Origin of the sequence: Chryseobacterium daecheongense (assembly GCF_003729955.1) — a bacterium.
In the GTDB taxonomy this organism is placed as follows: Bacteria; Bacteroidota; Bacteroidia; order Flavobacteriales; family Weeksellaceae; genus Chryseobacterium; species Chryseobacterium daecheongense.
The window spans coordinates 1,761,058-1,778,186 of sequence record NZ_RJTX01000001.1; the positions used below are offsets into that span (position 1 = coordinate 1,761,058).

Sequence of the window (17,129 nt, forward strand, 5' to 3'; positions counted from 1 at the left end):
TATTAAAAAAGATGATCAGATCTCCTGTGATTTCTTTGTTCTGTTAAATATCCAGAAAATAACGGGGAAAATAAGCAATGTCAGTATCGTTGCTGTAATTAGGCCCCCAATGATGACAATAGCCAATGGTTTTTGAGACTCAGAGCCAATTCCTGTAGACAGTGCTGCCGGTAAAAGCCCGATGGAAGCCATTAAAGCAGTCATTACCACAGGTCTTGTCCTGGATCTCACACCGTTTAGAATAGCAGAATCAAGAGACAAACCGTTTCGGACATTTTGATGGAATTCCGTGATCAGGATTACCCCATTCTGAATACAGATTCCCAATAAAGCGATCATTCCCACTCCGGCTGATATTCCAAAATTCATTCTGGTGATGTGTAACGCAATAATTCCTCCAATCAAAGCAAAAGGCACATTAGCCAGAACCAAAAGAGAGTCTTTCATGTTCCCGAAAAGCACGAACAAAAGGAAGAAGATCATCAGAATACTTACCGGTACCACCTGGGCTAACCTGTGAGAAGCTCGCTGCTGATTTTCAAATTGCCCGGTCCAGCCAATGGAATATCCATCCGGCAGATCAATTTTTGCCACTTCTTTTTGTGCATCCGCAATGGTACTTCCCAAATCCCGGTCTCGGATGGAAAATTTCACTCCGATGTATCTTTTAATGTCATCTCTGTAAATAAACGCAGCACCATTATCTTTAACGATATTACTGATTTCTTTGAGAGGTATCTTTGTGCCGTCCTGTGTGGGAACCATTAATGAGGCAATATCATTTTCATCTTTCCTGTATTCCTGCGAGTATCGTAAGCGAATAGGGAATTTTCTTTCTCCATCGAACATTTCCGAAGCTGTTTTCCCACCGAAAGCCATTTCCAGTACAGCCTGTGCATCTGCCGGCATTACTCCGTAAGCAGCCATTTTATCTCTGTCCAACACAACACTTACTTCCGGCTGGCCTATATTTTTGATGATTCCCGGGTCTTTAACTCCGTTAACATTTTTAATAGCTTTTAAAACTTCTTCTGCCAGTTTATCCAGTGTTTCGAGATTATCTCCATAAATTTTAATTCCGTTTTCCGCTTTGAATCCTGCAACAGCTTCCGCCACATTATCGGAGATCGGCTGGGAATAATTAAAAGTAATCCCCTGATAGCTTCTGAGCTTTTTATCGATTTCTTCAATGAGCTCTTCATAACTGATGTTCCTTTTCCATTCTTCTTTAGGCTTAAGGTTGACGGCAAACTGTACAAATCCGAATCCGTTCGGGTCTGTTCCGTCATTACTTCTACCCGTTTGTGCCAAAACATCAGTGACTTCCGGAAAACTCATAATGTCTTTTTTTAGCAGATCCGCAGTTTTCAAAGATTCTTTTAATGAGGAACTCATGGGCATTTCCGCGGTGATCCAGAGTGAACCTTCGTTCAGCTGTGGTAAAAACTCCGTTCCTAAAAATTTAGCAGAAAACAGAGTAATCCCCAGAAATGAAAGAGCCACGATTAAACTCATTTTTTTATGTTTAAAAGTATAGTTGAATCCCTTCAGCACAATCCTGTCCCAAAAGTTGACAAACGGATTGTTTTTTTCCTTTACGTTTTTATTTAACAGAAGGTGTGAAAGAACCGGGACTAAAGTCAATGTGAAAATTAAAGCTCCTATTAATGCAAATCCTAATGTGAAAGCTAAGGGGGAAAACATTTTACCTTCTACTTTTTGGAATGAGAAAATAGGGATCAGCGAAGTGATGATAATTAATTTTGAAAAGAAAATGGCTTTTCCCAATCCTGTTCCGGTCTGTTTAATCCATCCTGCTTTGGCTAGTTTGTTAAACCTTTCCGTTCCATATTGGTGGGCTTTATGATCGAGCATTACGAAAAGTCCTTCCACCATGACGACGGCTCCATCAATAATAATCCCGAAGTCAACAGCACCCAATGATAGTAAATTAGCACTCATTCCTGCCATTTTCAAACACAGAAAGGCAAACAATAATGATAACGGAATAATGATGGAAACAATGAAGGTGGTTCTCCAGTCTGCCATAAAGATCAGCACCATTACCGTAACCAAAATGATCCCTTCAATAAGGTTATGCATTACGGTGTGGGTTGTAAAATCCATCAGATTGTCACGGTCGTAAAAAGTGACCATTTTTACATCTTTCGGCAATACCTTCTCATTGAGCTCTTTAATTTTAGCTTTTACTCCTACCAAAACTTCACGGGGGTTCTCGCCTTTTCTCATAACAACAATTCCTTCCACCGTATCTTCATGATGATTCAACCCGGCCTGTCCTACTCTCGGCATTGAGCTTTCATGAACATCGGCTACATTTTTAACCAATACCGGATTCCCGCTGTCATTTTGAATGGTAATATTTCCGATATCGGCTACTGATTTCACTAAACCAATACCTCTTACCACATAAGCCTGTCCGTTTTTTTCAATCACATCACCCCCTACATTCAGATTACTTTTCGTTACAGCATCATAGACCTGAAGCGGTGTAAGATTGTATTTATCCAATGCTCTCGGATCAATGCTCAGTTCAAAAACTTTATCCTGTCCTCCGAAGACATTAATGTCTGCTACTCCGGGAACTCCTCTCAAAGCCCGGTCTATCACCCAATTCTGCAAAGTCAGCAATTCACGGGAATCTTTGGTTTTGCTTTCCAATGTATATCTGAAAATCTCACCGGTTGGCCCATAAGGCGGCTGTACTTCCGGATCTACCTCATCAGGAAGGCTGACAGTTCTTAATTGATTGTTGACCTGGTTTCTGGCAAATGTATCATCCACTCCATCATCAAAAAGAATCTTGACAATAGACAAACCAAACATCGTTGTACTTCTAACGCTTGTTTTTTTCTGAACCGGACTCATTGCCAATTCTATGGGAGTGGTTACAAAACGTTCCACTTCTTCCGCACTTCTTCCGTTCCATTGGGTAATGATGACAATTTGCGTATTGGTAACATCCGGAAAGGCTTCAATGGGCATATTTTTAAAACTTATGAAGCCTGAAATTGCCAGAATCGCTACCCAGATAAAGGTGAATGCCTTATTTTTCAATGAAAAGGCAATGATATTTTTGATGAATTTGTTCATGCTATGATTTTGATGACCTAAAAAAGCCGTTGAAGAAATTTAGATTTTAGCTGTTCAGAGACCGGTAAATCAACAATTGGTTATCTGTAATTACCTGTTCTCCTTCAGATAATCCTTCAGAGACGTAAGTGGTGTCTCCCACCTGTTTTAATACCTTTATCTCTTTGACCTTTACATTCGTCCTGGACTTGAAGATCACTACAAAACTCCGGTTATCATCAAAGATCACTGCTTTGGACGGAACGGTAAGTGCCTTATTATTTTCCGAACTGGTGACTTTAATGGTAGCTTTGCTTTCAGGAATTAATAATCCGTTGGCATTATCCAGCACTACTCTTGCCTGCATGGCGTTGGTTTGAGGATCGATGATCTTGAAGATCTTATCTATTTTTCCGTAGAAAACTTTATCGGGATATGACAACGTGGAAACTTCGGCTTTCATTCCGAGGCTTATTTTATCAATATCGGATTCATTAACGTTCATGATAGCCCATACATTGGTGGTATTGGCTACATCGAAGATATTATCGCTTCTGTCGCTTCTCAGCTGCATATCCTTATTGATATTTTTCTGAACGATATAACCGCTGATCGGGGCTATAACACTGTAGATATTTCCTTTTCTTACGTTATATACCGTACTCACTGCGGAAGCTCTCTGCAACTGGTCCTGTGCTTTTTGTAGTTCACTTCTGGCTTCCAAGACATCTTTTTCCGTATTTAATCTGCCTTCATACATTTCTTTGGCTACCCGTAAATTATTTTGAGCTACTACCAGATCTGTCTTAGCATCGCTTACATCTTTTTGAATTTCCGCCAGTTCTGTACTTCTGATGGTAGCTAAAATCTGTCCTTTCTTCACATAATCGCCCAATTCAACATTCACGCTCAAGACATTCCCGCCTACTAAAGGATACACATCGATATAGCTGTTTTTATCCGCAGATATTTTTCCATAAAAGCTGTAATCATCTTCTATGTATTTTTCCTCAACTTTTGCCAAAGAGATGGATTTTAACATGGTGTTGCTTAATTCAAAGCCTCTTTTAGATTGTAGAGCTGTTTCCTCCTGCTTTTTCGAGCAGGAAAAAAATAAGAGTATGAATACAGAAATGATATAATTTTTCATTTTAATAGAAGATTTTCGTTTGCACTAGTTGGTTGAGCTCTTCCGCCGATTGAATGACCTCATTTTTCATATCGTAGATCTGAAGAGCGGTTTGTCTGTAGCTTTCCATAAAATCTACAAATTCAATGAGGTTGACATTCCCGTTTCTGAAGTTTTTAAGCATTCCGTTGTACACCAGATCCAGGTTATCAAGATCGGTGGTTTTAATTTCCATTAATTGGTCATACTGATTTTTCCAGGTCTTAAATGCTGCTTCTACCTGGGTTTCAAGACTGAGCTTCTGATACTCTGCGTTTTTCTGATTTTGCTGAATGGAATAATTGGCCTTTTCTACATTTCCCTGATTGGCTTTCCACAAGGGCAATGGGATTCCTACCATCAGATTCACTTCATTCTTAAAAGTCCCTCCATTCTGGTCCCATCCTGCCCCTACATTCAAATCCGGAACATTTAAGGATTTCTGCCATTGAGCATACAGCTTACTGTTATCAATCAGTTTTAAATAATATTGGTAATCCGCATTATTTTCCAATGCTTTTCTTTTTAGTTCTTCATCATCTCCGAAAGGCTGAGAGGCCAGTAGTTCTTTTGCTTCGTTATCCGAAAGCCGGGGTTCAATATCTTCCGTAATTCCGGTTAAAACCTTCAGATTTCGTTGCTGCTCCAGTATATTTTTATTGATTCCCAGTTTATCATTATTAAGCTGAATTACGATACTCTGTAATCTGACCTCATCTTTAAGAGATACATTTCCTTTGGCAGATTGTATTCGGTAAGCATTGAGAAGATCATTCATATATCTCAACTGTTTGTTGGTATTATCCAGTTTCAGGTTTTCGTAGTAAAGATTAAAATAGGCGGTATGAAGCTGAGTTCTTAGGTCAACCAGCAATTGGGAGAACTGAAGCTGGGCCAGCTCTTTGTTTGACTTGGCAAAAGCTATTTCATTTTTCTTTTTTCCACCCATATAGATCAATTGGGTTACCTGGGCGCCTTTTGCATGTCCCACATCAAATGCTTTCTTGCCTTCAGGATTATACGCATTGATTTGTCCGCTCAACTGCGGAAGCTCCCAAATTTTACTCTGCAAAATATCTGCATCTGCAATATTGATGTTGTATTGTTCAGCAAGTACCTGCAGATTGTTATTCCGGAAGGCTTCTTCACAATCCGAAAGCGACATTGGACGTTGTGCTGCCATGAATGAAGAAATGACCACAAACAGTCCCGCAATTCTGTTTATTTTCTCAATTTTCATGAGACAAAATTGCTTTTCTGCAATTAAAACGAACTTAAAGGGGGCTTAAAAAAAAATTAAATTATTTTTTGAAAAATACTGTGAATTGATTAATGTGCTCTTCAGGAGAAGAATAAGTAATTTCCGCACCATGGTATTCAAGGATTCTTTTGACAATTCTGAGACCTAATCCGGAACCTGAAATATTCTGGGAATTGTTTCCTCTCATAAAAGCTTCAAATAATTTGGGCTGTTCTTCTTCAGGGATTGTACTTCCTTGCGAAATCACATCTACAGTAAGCTGAGAATTGGTTTCCGTAATCAAAACATCCACTTCTGTATTATCAGAATATACTGCTGCATTTTTGAATAAATTGATGAATACAATATCGAGTAAAGACTGGATTCCTTTTATGGTCAAAAGAGCATTCTCAGAAGTGTTTTCAGAGATCAGGAAATCCATTTTAAGATTCGGATAGCTTTTTTCTACGATTTCAAAAGATTCAAAGATCACTTCATCTATTCTTACTTCTTCGTAAATGCTCTGGATATTTTCTTTATCAAATTTGGTAAGCAAAAGCAGAGAATTCGTTAAGTCTGATAATTGATAAACATCTTGTTGAATTTGTTTTAATGAAGATAATGTTTCCGGAGCGTGCTGTTCCAGCTTGATCAGGTTTTCCAACTGAAAGGCCATTCTGGTAAGAGGCGTTCTGATCTCATGAGACGCACTTGCTGTAAAGTCCTTTTGTGACTGAAATACATCGTTCAGTCTTACAATCATGGTATTGAAAGATTTCGCCAGTACATTGATTTCATCTTCTGATTCCTGAACCGGGATCTGAGTCGTTAATTTGTGGGCGGTAACTTCTGAAATTTCCTGGTTTAAGTCTTCCAGCGGACGCAGAAACTGCCCCATAAAATAATAGCTGAAAAAACCGATGAGAAGCACGCTCATTACATATGCCGTTATTAAAAGATATTTCAAATAAGCCAGCTTAGACTTTCCGTTACTGTCAAAAGCACTCGTAAGGATATAATAATTTTCTCCGTTAATGGTTTTTAGAGCGGCATATATTTCCGGAACCGTTTTCTCAGAGTATATCGCTTTTTTTTGATCCAGTTCTTTTAGCAAAGCATTATCCCATGTCACATTTCTGTCTTTTATGGTGCTGTAAATAAGCTCCTTTTGACCGTTAAAAATCAGAATGGTTTCATTTAAAAGGATATTGTCTGAATTTTCATTAAAAAAAACAGGGGCTTCTTCTTCAAAGTCTTTTGATTTGGAAATAAAATGGGAAGTGAATTCAAGTCTCTGCCTGAATCTTTCTTTAAATTCTTCTCTTCTGAAATCATTGAAAGATATATAAATAACCGCCATTACAATACCAAATAGTAATGAAAAGGCTATACTGATCGTTAATGCTATCTTTCGTTTTAAAGACATGTTACAACGGGCTTAAATAGTATCCAAAGCCGGAACGAGTATGAATGAGCTTCACTTTAAAATCCTTATCAATCTTTTTTCTTAAAAAATTGATGTATACTTCTACCGTATTGGTATTGGTGTTGAAATTATGCTCCCAGACATGTTCTGTGATCTGCTGTTTAGAAACGGTTCTTCCCTGTGCTTCAGCAAGATAAACCAACAACTGGAATTCTTTTAAGGTAAGTGCTATTTCATTTCCGCCTCTGTATACTTTTTGCTCGGTTTTATTGATGATGAGATCATCAACTCTTACGATATCTTGGTCTGTATTATCTGCGGGTCCTTTTCTTCGCATCAGAGAATTGATGCGTAATAACAGTTCTTCAAACTGAAAAGGTTTTACCAGATAATCATCCGCCAGTCTGTTAAAGGCATCTTTTTTATCCGAAAGATCTCCGTAAGCTGAAATAATAATGATAGGCGTATTCTTATCGAAAGAGCGAATGGTTTGGCAGACATCCAATCCGTTTATTTTAGGGACATTAATATCCAACAGGTACATATCGTAGGTATTGCTTTTGATCTGGCGAAGAAATGTTTCCCCATCATAAATCTTATCACAGGTAAAGTGATTTGATTCCAAAAACTTGCACAGTTCAGCCGAAAGAATAAGGTCGTCTTCCAATAAAAGAATATTCATCGAAGTTTATTTTATACGAATTTAAAGATTTTTTTAAGGATTTGAATCAAATAGCAATCCATATATCAGCCTAATGGATAATTTTAATTAAATTTTAAGCATCTGCAAGGAGATTTCTTAGAATAAAAAAATCCCGGAAGAATCCGGGACTGAAGTGAGCCAACTACGGGACTTGAACCCGTGACCTCTTCCTTACCAAGGAAGCACTCTACCGCTGAGCTAAGTCGGCGTCAAACAAAAAAATCACACTAAGCTGCGTGATTTTTGTTGAGCGGAAGACGGGGGTCGAACCCGCGACATTCAGCTTGGAAGGCTGACGCTCTACCAACTGAGCTACTTCCGCAATTTTGTTTCCAAAACTATTGGTAACGCTGTGCAAACTTATAAAAAACCTTTTAAATCTGCAAGTTTTCTTTTATAATATAAATGTGGGGAGAGCAGGATTCGAACCTACGAAGCCGAAGCAACTGAGTTACAGTCAGTCCCATTTAGCCACTCTGGAATCTCCCCTCATGTTATATTAAAATTGAGCCTCCAGAGGGATTCGAACCCACGACCCCGAGATTACAAATCACGTGCTCTGGCCAACTGAGCTATGGAGGCAATTTTAAAGGACTGAAAGCATTCAGGGAAACTCTACCCTACGCTATATCAGGTGTAAAAAAAAATCACGCCTATTGGGTGATTTAATGAGCGGAAGACGGGGGTCGAACCCGCGACATTCAGCTTGGAAGGCTGACGCTCTACCAACTGAGCTACTTCCGCAATTTTGTTTCCAAAACTATTGGTAACGCTGTGCAAATCTATAAAAAAGCTTTTAAATCTGCAACTTTATTTTGAATATAAAATGTGGGGAGAGCAGGATTCGAACCTACGAAGCCGAAGCAACTGAGTTACAGTCAGTCCCATTTAGCCACTCTGGAATCTCCCCTCATGTTTATATTAAAATGAGCCTCCAGAGGGATTCGAACCCACGACCCCGAGATTACAAATCACGTGCTCTGGCCAACTGAGCTATGGAGGCATTTTAAAAAAAGAATTCAAAAGATCACTGTTCCTTTTTGCGAGTGCAAATATAGAACGGATTTTTTGAATTCTCAAATTTTTTAATAACTTTTTTTTAACTTTTTTCTTAGGCCATTTCTTTTTTCTTGATTAATAGCTTTTTAGCAGTATCAACACAAAGGTCTAAACTTTCTTCAAAAGTTGTGGTTGTCTTCTTTACGACGATGTCATCTCCCGGAACTGCCAAAATAATCTCAGCCGTTTTATTTGCTTTATCTGCGTTATTTTCTACTTTTAGAAAGACTTTGCATTCCTGAATTTTATCATAGAAAGTCTCAAGTTTGTTTACTTTTTTGTCAATGTGAGATTCTAATGGTTCGTGAGGAGTTAAACCAATTGATTGTACTGTGATCTTCATAATTCTTCTTTTTTTGAAGCTCTAGGATGAGCCTGATTAAACACTTTTTTCAATTGTTCGATGTTAGCATTCGTATAGACTTGAGTACTTGCAAGACTGGAATGCCCTAATATTTTCTTTACTTTTGAGATCTCAGCCCCGTTGTCTAAAACATGTGTAGCAAAGCTATGTCTCAGAATATGGGGACTTCTTTTTTGTTTCGAAGTTATAAGACTAAGGTACTTATTAACTACCACATAAACAAATTTTTCAGTGAGTTTTTTCCCCTTTTTGTTCACAAAAAAATAGGATTGATGTTCATGTTGAGGATTCCTTATTTTTAAGTAATCCTTGAGCAGATTAGTAAGATCTTCGGAGATCGGAATAAACCTTTCCTTATTTCCCTTTCCTATAACTTTCAGTTCTTTTCCGTTTATGTTTACATTGTCAAATATCAGGCCACAAAGCTCTGCTTTTCTCATCCCCGTCTGGTATAGCACTTCCATAATGCATTTTTCCAACACATCATGCATGGCTTCAAAAACACGGTCATTCAGCTCCTGCATTTCTTCTTTAGACATGGGAATCTGCTTCTCCGGATAAAACTTTAGGGAAGAGATACTTTCCGTAGGAGAAACAGTGATTTCGCCTATCCTCAAAAGAAAAAGATAAAAACTGCGAAGCGAAGAAAGTTTTCTGTTGATACTTCTTTTTGAAATACCGTTTTCACTAAGCTCTACGATAAAATTTCTGATAACTTTTTTGTCAGCATTGGAAATATCTTCGGAGGATTCCGTTTTAAGATAGAAATGTGAAAAATCCTCAAGGTCTTTTTTATAGCTTGTAATGGTGTGAGGAGAATACCTCTTCTCGAACTGTAAATATTCTAAAAATTTATCTAACATATATTTAGAGTATAAACAAAAAAATTCACTCCTCAAATATAACAATTTAAGAAGTGAATTTAGTATGTGTTTAAGAAAAATATCTTAAGCCTGCTCTTCTTTGCTAAGTGCTCTTTGTTTGTGAGCAGCTTTCAATCTAGCTTGTCTTAAAGTTACAGAAGGCTTAATAAACTGTTGTCTCGCTCTTAATTGACGAACTGTTCCAGTTTTATCAAATTTTCTTTTATATTTTTTTAACGCTCTATCGATGGATTCTCCATCTTTTACAGGAATTATTAACATATTTTACATCTCATTTTGGATTGCAAAAGTAAACATTTTTTATTAATCTGCAAACTTTCAGTTCAATGTTTTTTACTTACCTCCTATTTTTTTAATCAAAAAAAATTGTAAAATATTCAGAATCAGCACAACATTTTAATAATATTACAACATTTTAATGGCATTAATTGTAATTATTTATTTAGATTTGCAAAAAAACTAATAATCGAATAAATGAGAGCACAAAAATCATCCATCCCCACGAGCTAGACTAGCAAAACTGTGCTTTTCTCTCTTTTATCAAAAAAGCTTTTCCAACTATTTCATTAATAAAAAACATTAACCAGGATATGATAAAAAAATTATTATTTTCGTTATTATCCATTTTCTATATTTCACTTTCTGCTCAGGAGGATTGTATTTCAGCCATTACTGTATGCGGAAATTCCAATATCAATTATACTCCGGCGGGAGTTGGTAATATCTATGAAAGCCTTGGTGGGTGCCTGTCTTCCGGTGAGCATCATTCTGTATGGTATAAATTCACTATCGCAACAAGCGGAACGCTTACCTTCAATCTTACGCCTACAGGACCTGTAGATTATGACTGGGCTATTTATGGTCCCAATACCACATGTTCCAATCTGGGATTTCCTATCAGATGTAATGCATCAGGAAATCTTACGAGCACAGGAATGAACATGACCAACACCAACACAACTTCTGCGGGAGGACCTACAACGCCTTATTGTAAGTATATGGATGTCCTTGCCGGGCAAACCTATTATTTATATATTGATAACTGGTCTACTACAGTATATACATTTAACTTAACGTGGGGCGGAACCGCTACTTTTGTATCTCCTTTTTCAAGTTCCAGCATTGCGCCTAATCCATTTATAGCACCCGGAGTTCCTGGACCTAATCCCAATTCACCAAGAGAAATATCGATTTGTGATCCCACCGTTCCTTTTAACTTTTCCACTTTATCTTCCGGAATCGTCAACGGGAATACGAATTTTACAGTAACTTATTTTGATGATCCTAATAATGCCGCTACAGGAACCAGTCCCATTACAGGGCCTGTTGTTGTAACTCCAGGCTCCACTTATTACTATAATATCAATTATAATGACCCCAATAATCCAAGCAGCAGTCTTAACTCCTGTAAGCAGACGGGTTCTTTTATTTTTAAAGTCAATAGCTTGACAGCATCCATCACGGCATCATCAACGACATTATGCCCCAGCGGAAGTGTTACTTTAACCTCTAACAATGCCACAGGTAATACCTGGTCTACGGGAGCCACTACTCCATCTATTACCGTGACGGCACCGGGAACTTATACCCTTGTAAGTACCAATGGCAATTGTACAAGCCCGCAAGCATCAGTAACCATTACTGCCGATACAGATCCTAATGTACAAATCATAGGCAATCTTTTATTATGTGATACTCCGACACAATTAACAGCCACTTCTACGGGAGTAGGAAATATTTACACCTGGTCTACGGGAGCTACGGGAAACAGTATTTCAGTCTCCACCCCGGGAACCTATACCGTAACAGTTAAAACTCCGGCTAATTGTACCTATCAAAAATCTGTCACCGTTACACAAGGCGTCGTTCCAGCTGTACAAAATACAAGCTTAAACTTATGTTCAGACACCTCTACTGCCACTTTTAACCTGACATCAGCGCAAAGCAATATCAGTACTACTCCGGGAGTAACTTTCGATTATTATCTCAACCTAGCAGATGCTATTGCAGGAAACACCAGTACCATTGCCAATCCAACAGCTCATGTTTCCGGAAGCACAACTGTATATGTACGCGTAAAATCACCCACTTGTTCAAAAGTTGCGAATTTGCAATTAATTGTGAATCAAAAACCAGTTCCGGTAATCACAACTTCTGCCAATGTTATCTGTAATAACGGAAGTGTAACTTTAACCTCAAATTTTGCGACTGGAAATACTTGGTCAACAGGACAAACCACTCAAAGTATCACAGTTAATTCCGCAGGAACTTATACTTTAACAAACAATAATGGTTTATGTACAAGTGATCCGGTTTCTGTTGTCATTACCAATAGCCCTAACCCCAATGTGCAGATCTCCGGAAATTTAACTTTCTGTGGAGGGGCTTCAACGACTTTAACAGCTACCGCTACAGGTACAGGAAATACTTTTTCCTGGTCTAATGGAGTTACAGGTGCCACAAATACGGTAACAACACCCGGAACCTATACTGTTACGGTAACGACTCCTTTAGGATGCCAGTATCAAAGTTCTGCTACTGTAACAATGGATCCTGCTATTACCATCAACATTGCTACTCCTGCTGAGATTACCTGTACCAATACTCAAGTTACACTTAATGCTTCAGCATCAGTGTATCAACCCGGTTCAACGTTCTCATGGACTGCTTCCGGTGGAGGAAATATTGTTTCGGGAGCCAATACATTAACTCCAGTAGTTAATAACGGAGGAACTTATACCCTTACTATTACCAGTGCTTTAGGCTGTACAAAGCAAGGTTCTGTGACTGTAGTTAAAAATATCACTCCTCCTACGATCACTCTTAATGCTTCTTCTATTAATATTTGTAAAGGAGATTCTGTTGTTCTAACGGCATCAGGAGCCGCCACTTATACATGGACAGGTCTGCCTGGTACCGGAAATACCCAAACCGTTTCTCCAACATCAACCACAACGTATACTGTGACCGGAGTAGGAATTAATGGCTGCCCTGCTCAAACAAGTGCATCGATTACCATTAACGTAGTGCCCGAAATAACATCATCATTACCTAATGTCGAAATATGCCCGGGAGATAAGGCTACTCTTGATGCCGGAGCAGGGCCTAATTATTCTTATAGCTGGAGTACTGGTGCAACAACACAAACAATCACCACCTCTGTACCTGGAACGTATACCGTGACCATTAATAATGGCTCTTGTTCTAAAATACTTACAGCAGTAGTTTCCTATATTAAAACTCCTGAAATCACCAGTATTACTTATCAGAATAATACTTTAACAATTAACGTGAAAAATCCCGCCAATGAACCTTTGGAATATTCCATTGACGGCGGCGTGACTTGGCAATCGTCCCATATTTTCACCAATGTGCTTAAAAATACACAGTATTCCATCAAGGTAAGAAAAAGAGGTATTTTATGCGACACTCATACGGAATATTACACTTTCCTAATGACCAACACTATCACTCCTAACAGCGACGGCATCAATGATGTTATTGATTTCAGCGTGATCAGCAAGTTCGGAAACTTTAAAGGAAATATTTTCGATAAATATGGCAAAGTAGTTTTTCAGGTGAGCTCTAAAAATCCGATCTGGGATGGAAAATATATAGGAAGACCTTTACCAACAGATACTTATTGGTATAGTTTATCCTGGATGGATGACATTAGCAAAAAGCCGGTAGAGCTATCAGGTTGGATATTATTAAAGAACAGAGAATAAGTTGACTATAACAGGCATTTAAAAAAGCTATAGATATATTAACTATATTTAAACAAAATGTGCTATTTTTGCTATCCTTATTCATGGGGTTGACTGGTTTCGACAGCAAGATCAATGGGTAAGTAAGCATGCAGAGAACCGTAGCGCGATCTCTATAATCCCTTGCTACAACATTTTAACTGGCAACGAAGAGTTCGCTCTTGCAGCTTAATATCGAAGTATAGTAGATCAAGCGTTTTCCTGAAGATTTTAGTAGGGAAGCAAGATATCTCACAAATGCTCTGTTCTGCGGCGTTTGATCCTGAGATATAGGAATGCGGAAATAAGGTTTTAGATGCTTCGGCTAAAACTCGAAAATCTCAGAAGATAAGCTGAAAGTTGGGTGTCTGCTCTCTGCTTTCAGTCGAAAACCAATAGTAGAATAAGCATGTAGAAAGCTTATGTATTGCTTGTTTGGACGAGGGTTCGAATCCCTCCAACTCCACAAAAAAACCTGTAAATTGCTCATTTACAGGTTTTTTTAATTTCAGGTGCTAATTAAGGTGCTAATTATAGAGTTTTCTTTTTTTCTCTTTGTTTAAAAAAATTTTCAGACATTACTTTAATATCATTATTATCTTCAAAATTTGTTAATTTTAAAAACTGTGTAAGGAAATCACTATTTTTTACAACATCTGATTTTATAAAACATTCTCTAAAGGAAGGATAATTAGGAAGGGTGACATTTTCATTAAATTTTTTTTTCTTAAGGGCATATTCTTTGAGACATTTTACTAGATCAAACTGATTATTATAATATGTCAACTCAACTAAAGAATTCAAATCAATCATTGCCAGATTATGAATTTTCTTAAAGCCAAGATCTAATGTATTAACTTTTTCTATCATTTTCAGACCTAAATAATGCTCCAAAGCAGGAATATTATAAAAAGAATTTGAGACTACTAATATTGAATATATTTCTACATTGTGTAGTTTAATATTTTTTTTGACAATAATGTCATTAAAATCTGCATTATTTTTCAACCTTTTCATCATTGAAATCAATTGAGAAACTCCTTTTTTTTCTACAAAATTTTCGCTAATGATTTTCTCTACTTCCTGATAATTGTAAATGGAATCTAATTTATTAATACTTTCATAATCTTTAAATTCAAATAAGAAGATATGCCTGTTATTAAATATTAAACAGTCTAATAATGACTTATCATTATCATTAAATATTATTTTATAATACTTATTTTTCAAAGACAGCTTAATCAAATTCCTAAACAATATTTCTTCCCCTCCTTTTTCCGCATATTCGGAAGAAAAGTCGTTATAAGTATTAAACACCTTATATTCATCTTTTAAAAATTGAAATGCTTGGAATTTGATCTTATGATAAAAATTGAGAAAAAAGTATGCTTTATTCAATACAAAATAGCCATTAGAATTTTTCGGATCCTTTAGCAAAGGATAATATTTTAATTCAATATTGTTAATTTTCCCTCTATTAAAAACTGAATTAATACATAATTCTTCACAGTATTCTCTTATCTGAATCTCATAGGTATTTTTTAAATCAAAATCTATATAGTTTTTATCATTCAAATAGTTTAACAATGATAGCTGGTCAAAGATATATTTATCTAGTCCATTTATCTGATATTTTTTTTCAAACTTTTGTAGAAAACCTTCATAATTTCTACATAAGTATTCAAATAGCGATCTTAACCTCACAAAGATGAAAAGTTGATGATAAACGAAATCAAAATCAATAGTCTTTGCGGAAATAATGAACTGAGCTAAGCTTTTAAAATATTTATCTGGAATATCATCCATAAATTTATTTTTTGGAAAAACTTCTTCATTAAAAATTAAATACGCCTGAATAAATGGAAATGATTCAAAAACATTAGTTGCCTTTTCTTTTAAATAATTATAATTTTCAACTATTTTCTTTATTAATAAACTATTCGCCTTTACATTAAAAATACATTTCGAATCTCTATTATAAGAGTTAGAGTCTTCCGGAGTTATCGAACTTAATATCTTATGTATTTTATATCTATATTTTATTTGTTCAAAATCTGATAATGAATTAAGCAATTTTAGTTCAAACGATTCTTTTGCAACAAAAGATTGATTTATCGCGCAAATAATTAGTAAAAGAAAATCAGGATCTATTCCCGTTAAAATGTCTATAACATCTCCCTTTTCGATCTTTTCCGGAAATATATCTTTCCAACTGAGAGCAACAATCAACTTTAAACGCGTTGTAGTTTTATATTTTGCCATTAATAATTTTTTTGTGTTTTTTAGTAAATCTAAATAGGTGCTTCGTTTTTATGAAAGTCTATTTACAGATTATAACAATCAATAAAATTACACCTTTTAAAGCTACTTACTCTCTAACACAATCCTATTTGTATTTTATAAGAGTAAGACGTATTGTTCTAAATAGATCTACCTTGACAAGTGAAAGTGAAAGAAAAATTCTCGAATTTCTTGGCTAATTAACAATAAATTTAAGAATAAGTTATATAATATACACATAGACTACTAGTGTTTTGTTTAAGAGCTATTGAATTTTCATTAGCCTGACATTTAATAAGTTGATATTTTGCTTATCTTTAGAATAAATTAGAAATCCTCATAAATAACTTTTGGGAAATGCTACAAGCATTTTGCAGGATAGATATAACAATAACGTTCAGCAAGTTCAAAACACAGTAAATTCTCTATCCGATCAAATCAACAATTTAGACGTAACTGATGAACAAAGAATACTTATTTCAGACATTTTTCAAAAAAAATGTGTTGATGAAATAAACCGAGCAAGAATTAATTATTCGTCAGCGAATGAAACGAATCGTGTTATAAAAATGTAACAGTATCCAGTTTCAATCCTTATGGCAATAGTAGTAGCTCTCAAAATAATTCCTCAAATGATTACAGTAACGACAGTAAAATGATTGCCTATAGAGATGAAAAAAACAAAGTTTATAATGAAAGCAAAAAGGTTATGAGTATTCATCACAATGGGGAGACGTATTTATCCATGAGAATTTAAAATATGTTGAGTTTCCAAGGGAGTTTAGCAATTGGGGATAACTATACTTATTATATAACTCCCTCAAGAAATAGATGAATTTTTTATGTAGGTTAGCCTTGATCAATTCTGGATAAAATGGAACAAAGAGACAGTAAGGCATTCTGCAACCAAACAATAGAATTGCATCTTAAAGATAACACGACACGCTTTGTCGTTATATAGGTATATATTTGCTTTTATGATACAGTATATAACTAGATTCATATTAATTTGATCTAATACAAAATAAATAGTTATTAAAAAACGTTAAATTTGCAAGGTTTTAACAATAAACACTAGTATTAACTTTTAAATACACAAGATAGATGAAAAAAATCTACATGAGTGCACTTTTCTTATGCACTACCGCTGTGCTGTATTCTCAAAA

Annotated in this window: 10 protein-coding genes, 7 tRNA genes and 1 other RNA gene; 2 read left to right on the forward strand and 16 right to left on the reverse strand. The window is 36.1% G+C overall.

Features of this window, described 5'->3' with window-relative positions:
• Positions 1-15 precede the first annotated feature (15 nt).
• The 15 genes from EGI05_RS08200 to rpsU all read right to left on the reverse strand — a co-directional run bounded on the left by EGI05_RS08200 (position 16) and on the right by rpsU (position 10,198).
• The gene (locus EGI05_RS08200; protein ID WP_123262520.1) at positions 16-3,114 is read right to left on the reverse strand and encodes an efflux RND transporter permease subunit; all 3,099 of its coding nucleotides are present in this window, start codon (positions 3,112-3,114) and stop codon (positions 16-18) included.
• Between the two features lie 46 nt (positions 3,115-3,160).
• Complete coding sequence (locus EGI05_RS08205; RefSeq protein WP_123262521.1) at positions 3,161-4,243, reverse strand: efflux RND transporter periplasmic adaptor subunit; 1,083 nt, start codon at positions 4,241-4,243, stop codon at positions 3,161-3,163.
• Between the two features lies 1 nt (position 4,244).
• A complete protein-coding gene (locus EGI05_RS08210; RefSeq protein ID WP_228428569.1) occupies positions 4,245-5,501 on the reverse strand; it encodes a TolC family protein in 1,257 nt (418 codons plus the stop codon).
• 61 nt (positions 5,502-5,562) lie between these two features.
• Entirely contained in the window at positions 5,563-6,927 is a 1,365-nt protein-coding gene (locus EGI05_RS08215) for an ATP-binding protein (protein ID WP_123262522.1), read from the reverse strand.
• Position 6,928: 1 nt separating this feature from the next.
• A complete protein-coding gene (locus tag EGI05_RS08220; RefSeq protein WP_123262523.1) occupies positions 6,929-7,609 on the reverse strand; it encodes a response regulator transcription factor in 681 nt (226 codons plus the stop codon).
• Positions 7,610-7,766: 157 nt separating this feature from the next.
• Positions 7,767-7,838: transfer RNA gene (locus tag EGI05_RS08225), tRNA-Thr, on the reverse strand.
• 41 nt (positions 7,839-7,879) lie between these two features.
• Positions 7,880-7,952, reverse strand: a tRNA-Gly gene (locus tag EGI05_RS08230).
• Between the two features lie 86 nt (positions 7,953-8,038).
• Positions 8,039-8,119 (reverse strand) — tRNA-Tyr (locus EGI05_RS08235).
• A 19-nt stretch (positions 8,120-8,138) separates the two neighbouring features.
• Positions 8,139-8,212 (reverse strand) — tRNA-Thr (locus EGI05_RS08240).
• 89 nt (positions 8,213-8,301) lie between these two features.
• A tRNA-Gly gene (locus tag EGI05_RS08245) sits at positions 8,302-8,374 on the reverse strand.
• An 85-nt stretch (positions 8,375-8,459) separates the two neighbouring features.
• Positions 8,460-8,540: transfer RNA gene (locus EGI05_RS08250), tRNA-Tyr, on the reverse strand.
• 19 nt (positions 8,541-8,559) lie between these two features.
• Positions 8,560-8,633, reverse strand: a tRNA-Thr gene (locus tag EGI05_RS08255).
• Between the two features lie 108 nt (positions 8,634-8,741).
• Positions 8,742-9,032, reverse strand: coding sequence for an HPF/RaiA family ribosome-associated protein (locus tag EGI05_RS08260; RefSeq protein ID WP_123262524.1), 291 nt, complete (start codon positions 9,030-9,032; stop codon positions 8,742-8,744).
• Positions 9,029-9,916 carry a tyrosine-type recombinase/integrase gene (locus tag EGI05_RS08265; protein WP_123262525.1) on the reverse strand — a complete coding sequence of 296 codons (888 nt, stop codon included), beginning with the start codon at positions 9,914-9,916 and terminating at the stop codon, positions 9,029-9,031. Before EGI05_RS08265 ends, EGI05_RS08260 begins: the two co-directional genes overlap by 4 nt.
• A gap of 84 nt (positions 9,917-10,000) precedes the next feature.
• Positions 10,001-10,198, reverse strand: a complete 198-nt coding sequence (gene rpsU, locus EGI05_RS08270; RefSeq protein WP_007846872.1) for a 30S ribosomal protein S21 — start codon at positions 10,196-10,198, stop codon at positions 10,001-10,003.
• 329 nt (positions 10,199-10,527) lie between these two features.
• Here rpsU and EGI05_RS08275 point away from each other — a divergent pair, with 329 nt between their 5' ends.
• Together EGI05_RS08275 and ssrA are read left to right on the forward strand one after the other, a co-directional pair.
• Positions 10,528-13,665, forward strand: a complete 3,138-nt coding sequence (locus tag EGI05_RS08275) for a T9SS type B sorting domain-containing protein (protein WP_123262526.1) — start codon at positions 10,528-10,530, stop codon at positions 13,663-13,665.
• 85 nt (positions 13,666-13,750) lie between these two features.
• Positions 13,751-14,152, forward strand: a transfer-messenger RNA (tmRNA) gene (gene ssrA / locus EGI05_RS08280).
• Positions 14,153-14,214: 62 nt separating this feature from the next.
• Here ssrA and EGI05_RS08285 read toward each other — a convergent pair.
• Complete coding sequence (locus EGI05_RS08285; protein ID WP_123262527.1) at positions 14,215-15,945, reverse strand: hypothetical protein; 1,731 nt, start codon at positions 15,943-15,945, stop codon at positions 14,215-14,217.
• Positions 15,946-17,129: the final 1,184 nt, after the last annotated feature.